General features: G+C 54.3%; 5 protein-coding genes. 4 read left to right on the plus strand and 1 reads right to left on the minus strand.

What is annotated here, in order from left to right; all coding sequences use genetic code 11:
- The first annotated feature begins 211 nt into the window (after positions 1-211).
- The 4 genes from VB081_RS06180 to VB081_RS06195 are packed head-to-tail and all read left to right on the plus strand — an operon-like array spanning position 212 to position 3,713.
- Positions 212-883: a cyclase family protein gene (locus VB081_RS06180; RefSeq protein ID WP_323399958.1), complete on the plus strand. Its 672-nt coding sequence runs from the start codon at positions 212-214 to the stop codon at positions 881-883.
- A 20-nt stretch (positions 884-903) separates the two neighbouring features.
- Positions 904-1,926: a zinc-dependent alcohol dehydrogenase gene (locus tag VB081_RS06185; protein ID WP_323399959.1), complete on the plus strand. Its 1,023-nt coding sequence runs from the start codon at positions 904-906 to the stop codon at positions 1,924-1,926.
- A 24-nt stretch (positions 1,927-1,950) separates the two neighbouring features.
- Positions 1,951-2,778, plus strand: a complete 828-nt coding sequence (locus VB081_RS06190) for a transketolase (protein ID WP_442872711.1) — start codon at positions 1,951-1,953, stop codon at positions 2,776-2,778.
- On the plus strand, positions 2,778-3,713 hold the full coding sequence (locus tag VB081_RS06195; RefSeq protein WP_323399961.1) for a transketolase family protein: 936 nt from the start codon (positions 2,778-2,780) through the stop codon (positions 3,711-3,713). The genes VB081_RS06190 and VB081_RS06195 overlap by 1 nt, the downstream gene beginning before the upstream one ends.
- Positions 3,714-3,771: 58 nt before the next feature.
- On the opposite strand, the gene VB081_RS06200 is transcribed toward VB081_RS06195, so the two are convergent.
- A partial coding sequence (locus tag VB081_RS06200; RefSeq protein WP_323399962.1) for a four-carbon acid sugar kinase family protein occupies positions 3,772-4,792 on the minus strand: 1,021 nt, incomplete at its 5' end.

Below are 4,792 nucleotides of genomic sequence, written 5' to 3' on the forward strand. Positions count from 1 at the left end.
GTTCTGGAACGGTGAAGACGTTCCGCAGGAAACGCCGGTAGACGTTCTTCTGCTGACGGCTGACACGGTAAACGACCAGATCGATGAGATCGTTGCAAATGTTTGCCCTGTAAATCCGTAATCAAAACCAGCTATATGTTGATGAGGGGGAGGCATAGGGGGTATGTCTCCCCTTCTTACTTAACAGCCCATACGAAAGGTTGGTAACAAAATGAAAATGCCCAACGTAACCAAAATACTTGATTTGAGTCAGCCTATTTACCATAACTGCCCCGCATGGCCGACATACCTTCCTACCAACGTAAATTATGAAGCGCAGCATGTGACACACGGTTTTTTAGCGGAGCGTATCGACTTTAACAGCCACACCGGCACGCATCTTGACGCGCCCCGTCACTTCTTTCCTGACGGGAAAACAGTAGACGAAATGGATCTTTTCAGTTTTCAGGGCAGAGGCGTTGTGATCAATCTAAAGGACATGGATTCCCCTTCTGTCGGTGCCGTGCAGCTTGAACCGTTCGCGGACTTGCTTCAAGAGGGCGACATTGCATTGCTTTATACAGGCTGGGGCGAAAAACGCGCCATGACTGCTGAATATATGTTTGAATGGCCTTACATCACACAAGACGGTGCACAATGGCTCGTCGATCACGGCATCAAAACGATTTGTATCGACGGTATGAGCGCAGGCGGCTGGCCGGAGGGCACAGGCCGTCCCCCGCACGAGGTGCTGCTCTCAAACAGCGTCGTCATTGTGGAGGAGGTCTATATGGACGACGAGCTTCTTGAGGAGAGTGAATGGTATATCGTCGCCTTTCCCTTAAAATTGCAGGGCTTTGGCGGCGCACCATGCCGTGTCGTCGCTATGAAGATCGAGGATTGAGGCAGAAGGAGGAAACCGCTTTGAAGAAATTTGTGCTGAGCGCTCCTTATACGCTCGAGGCTGAAGATGTGCCCATTCCAGAGATCACGGACGATCAGGTGTTGCTGCGCATCGGCTACTTCGGTATCTGCGGCTCTGACATCCAGATGTATCACGGGCTGCATAAATATATGACCTATCCTGTTGTCATCGGGCATGAGGTATCCGCTGTTATTGAAAAGACCGGCAAAAACGTTTCCGGATACACGCCCGGCGAACTTGTGACCGTAGAACCACAGGTGTTTTGCGGCGAATGCTGGCCGTGTAAAATCGGCCGCTTCAACGTATGTCAGCACCTTCGCGTGATGGGCGTACATCAGGACGGCTTTGCCTGCGAATATTTTGCCATAGACCCCTGTTACCTGCATTCCTGCAAAGGGCTTGACTCCAAGCTTGCCACGCTCATAGAACCACTCGCCGTGGGCATCGGCTCCGTCAAGCGCGCGGGCGATCTTGCAGGGCAAAACGTCGTCATTGTGGGTGCAGGGACGATCGGCAACCTCACCGCGCAAAGCGCGCAGGCCTTGGGCGCTACACGCGTGATGGTGACGGATATCAACCAAAAGAAGCTAGACTATGCCAAGGAATGCGGCATCGAATACTGCGTCAATACCTCGGATATTTCGCTGTCTGACGCCATCGACAAATATTTTGGCTTGCAGCGTGCGGATGTGATCATCGACTGCGCTGCGACGCGCGGTTCCTTTGCTTCTATCCTCGAGGCCGCACGCCCCAGCTCCAAGATCATCGTCACAGGCAACTTCAAAGCACCGGTGGAGATCGAAATGCCCGTGCTGCAGCGGCAGGAGATCAGCCTGATCGGGCACATGATGTATGTCCGCGAGGATTTTGCCGACGCTATCCGCTTTGTAGCGAGCGGAGACATCAGGCTAGCAGGCTTTATCACAAGTGTCTATCCGGCTGACAGGCTGAAGGAAGCATTTGCATTTATTGACGAAAATCCTGATGATGTGATGAAAATCGTCATTTCTATGCAGGAATAGATAATTTAAGGAGGCAATCATATGATAACGGAACAAGAACGCGCTTATCTCAATGAACTGTGCCATAAGTTCAGGGTAGACCTGATCGAGGTGCTGCACGAAAAGCAGACAGGGCATCCCGGCGGTTCTCTCTCGGTATGTGAGATACTGACAACGCTATATTTTCATACGATCAACGTATATCCGGACGATCCAAAAAATCCGGCGCGTGACCGCGTCGTACTTTCCAAGGGGCATGCCGCCCCTATGTTGTACCGCGTACTAGCGGAAAAAGGCTTCTTCCCTGTCGAAGAAATGCAAACCCTGCGCGATTTTGAAACGCGCCTGCAGGGCCACCCGTGCGCACAGGATACGCCCGGCGTAGAACTATCCACCGGCCCGCTCGGCCTCGGCCTTTCGGCGGCGCTCGGCATGGCGCTTTCCCTGCGCCTTGACAAAAGCGATGCGCACGTATATGCCATCTTAGGCGACGGCGAGATCAATGAAGGCACGATCTGGGAGGCATGTATGTCCGCTTCCAAGTTTGCCGTTGATAATCTGACCGCCATCTTAGACCTAAACGGCGTACAGCTCGACGGAACAGTTGCGGAGATCATGCCCATGGGCAACATCCGCGCAAAATTCGAAGCCTTTGGCTGGCATTGCATCGAATGCGACGGGCACGACGTGGGCGCGCTCATCGACGCGTACGGGCAGGCGCTTGCCAAGAAGGGAATGCCTTCCATCCTGTTGGCGCATACCGTCAAAGGAAAAGGCGTGTCCTTCATGGAAGGAAAAAACGCATGGCACGGAAAACCGATCGGCGATGCGGAGTATGAAGCTGCTATGCTCGAGCTGGGAGGTGCAAAATAATGGCAAAAGAAATCAGAGACGCGTATGGGGAAGCCTTGGTAAAATACGGTAAAAATGACGACAGGATCGTTGTGCTGGACGCTGATGTGTGCGGCTCCACCAAATCCTGTATTTTCCGCGACGCCTGCCCCCACCGCTTTTTTAACGTAGGCATAGCCGAAGCAAACATGACCGCCATGGCAGGAGGCTTCGCCGCCAGCGGCAAGATACCCTTTGCCAACACCTTTGCGGTGTTCCTGACGAGCATCGGGCTTATTTCCGCCCGTGCATTCGGCTCCTATTCCGGACTGCCCATCAAGCTGATGGGCGCGTACAGCGGACTTTCTGATGCGTTTGACGGCCCCAGCCATCACGCGATCGAGGATATCGCCATCATGCGCAGCCTCGCTAATTTCAAAGTGTACGTCGCCGGGGACGCAGTACAGACAGACTGGCTCGTAAAGCATGCCATCGACGATTGCTCGCCTATGTACATTCGTCTTTCGCGCAACGCGTTTCAGGATATCTACGCGCCCGGCGAAACCTTCACGGACGGCAAGGCCAAGGTGGTACGCGACGGCAAGGACGTTGCCGTGATCGCCTGCGGCGCGCTGGTCGGTTATGCGCTTGACGCTGCCGACATTCTCGCTAAGGAAGGAATAGAGACGCGCGTCATCGACATGTTCTGTATCAAGCCCATCGACCGTGCGGCGGTGGTCGACGCTGCCAGACAGTGCGGCGCGATCGTAACAGCAGAAGAACACAATGTGATCGGCGGCCTCGGCGGTGCTGTCTGTGAGGTTCTGTGTCAGGAGAACGCCGTTTGCCCTGTCACCTTCGTAGGTATGGACGACCTGCACGCGGAATGCGGCCCATATAACAGCCTGATGCAAAAATACGGCCTTGACGCGAATGCCATCGCAGCGGCGGTGCGCAAAACGATTGCCAACAAATAGACCATAAAATAGCGAAAGAGGCGGGAGTAAGCTCCCCGCCTCTTTTGTTGTATCAATTTTATTCTGTAAACAGCCGCCCCATGTCCCACAGCACCGTTTCTTCCCCAAAACTGCCCGCCTTGGAAAGCATGTATTTTTCCATGCCATTCGCAAACACCAGCCGGGACAAAATCACGCCCGGCAGCGCTTCGCGGCAAAGGACGAATCCCTTGGGCTTTATCCCCTGCATTGCACCAAAAAGCGTATCTCCGCCGATCACGGAAAGCATACCGACATGCTTATCCGAGATGCAATATCGCGCGATACGTCCCAACCCCTGTGCGATGCGCAGGTGAAGGTTTTCGCCATCCATCCCGTTTGCCGCCGCATAGTCTTTTGCCGCAAGGATATCACCTTCACTGTCTGCAGTATACAGCAACACCGTGCCATTGCCGCGGCTGAGTTCCCCTATCTTTGCCTGCGAACTATGCGTCAGGCTTTCCCCCAGATAATCCGCAGGCCGCAGCCTGTAACTGGACATCCCCTTTTCTTTGGCATACAATACCTGCTGCCGCGTACGCTCGTTGATGCTGCCGCACAGCATGATATGCCCCGAACCTTCCGGACACGTCTCCGTATTCTTTTGCCTTGTTCCGTGAATATACGAGGCGACATAGGCCGCAAATCCCGCACAGCCCGCAAGCACGATCTTGTCTGCTATCGGCGCAAGGCATTGCGCGATCTCCTCCAGCTCCTGCTCGCTCTGCGCGTCGCACACCAAAATTTCCGGCGCATCCTGCGGCAATTTTTCCGTCGCCACATCGATCATCCGTACAGGCAACTCTGTCTGCTGTCTGACGATATCCACCACCTTATCGCTTACGACCGGCTGGAACGGGTCGCGCGCGTACGAGGTCGTGCTCAACAATTCGCCCCCTACCCTGAATATCCCGTCCTTCACTGTCCTTCCCATTCGCGGGAAAGCCGGAACAAACACCAACGCGTTTCGCCCGGATGCTTTGAGCATAGCCGTAAGCTCTGCGCCAATGTTTCCGCGCATCGTGGAATCTGTCTTCTTATAAAGAAACGGAATACGCCTG

The sequence above is a fragment of the Christensenella sp. genome (assembly GCF_034927525.1).
GTDB lineage: Bacteria > Bacillota > Clostridia > Christensenellales > Christensenellaceae > Christensenella.

What these genes read in the sequence shown, in the direction of transcription:
- VB081_RS06180 (WP_323399958.1), top strand. Translation starts at nt 212, where the DNA reads ATGAAAATGCCCAACGTAACCAAAATACTTGATTTGAGTCAGCCTATT.
- VB081_RS06195 (WP_323399961.1), top strand. Translation starts at nt 2,778, where the DNA reads ATGGCAAAAGAAATCAGAGACGCGTATGGGGAAGCCTTGGTAAAATAC.